Consider the following 522-nt stretch of genomic DNA (forward strand, 5'->3'; position numbering starts at 1 on the left):
TCGCCGTGACCGGGACACGGTGGACGTGCACCGGCTGGTGCAGGCCGCGACCCGCCGGGCCATGAGCGGTGAGGTACGACAGGTGCGGGCCGGCACCCTGATCCGGCTGCTCCGCGGCATTCTGCCCGAAGACATCATGCGGCACCCGGAGGCCTGGCCGACCTGGCGGGTTTATCTGCCTCACGTCAGCGCCGTGCTCGGGCATACCGATCCCGATGCCGCCATTGACGGCCTGTCCTGGTTGTGTGACCGGACCGGAGCCTACCTGGGCGAACACGGCCAGCCGGCCGCGGCGCTGCCGCTGTACGCACGGGCGCTGGCGATCGACGAGGCCGTCTACGGCCCCGACCACCCCGACGTCGCCACCGACCTGAACAACCAGGCGACGGCGCTGTACACCTTGGGGCAGGCCACCGACGCGCTGCCGCTGTACGCACGGGCACTGGCGATCCACGAGGCCGCCTACGGCCCCGACCACCCCGCCGTCGCCACCGACCTGAACAACCAGGCGGTGGCGCTGGC

Annotated in this window: 1 protein-coding gene; it reads left to right on the forward strand. The window is 72.0% G+C overall.

The genetic code is table 11. The annotated features are described in order from the left end of the window. Positions 1 to 522, forward strand: a 522-nt coding sequence (locus U9979_RS18955) for a tetratricopeptide repeat protein (RefSeq protein WP_322780442.1), incomplete at both ends; no start/stop codon positions are given.

The sequence above is a fragment of the Protofrankia sp. Cas4 genome (genome assembly GCF_963555915.1).
GTDB lineage: Bacteria > Actinomycetota > Actinomycetes > Frankiales > Frankiaceae > Protofrankia.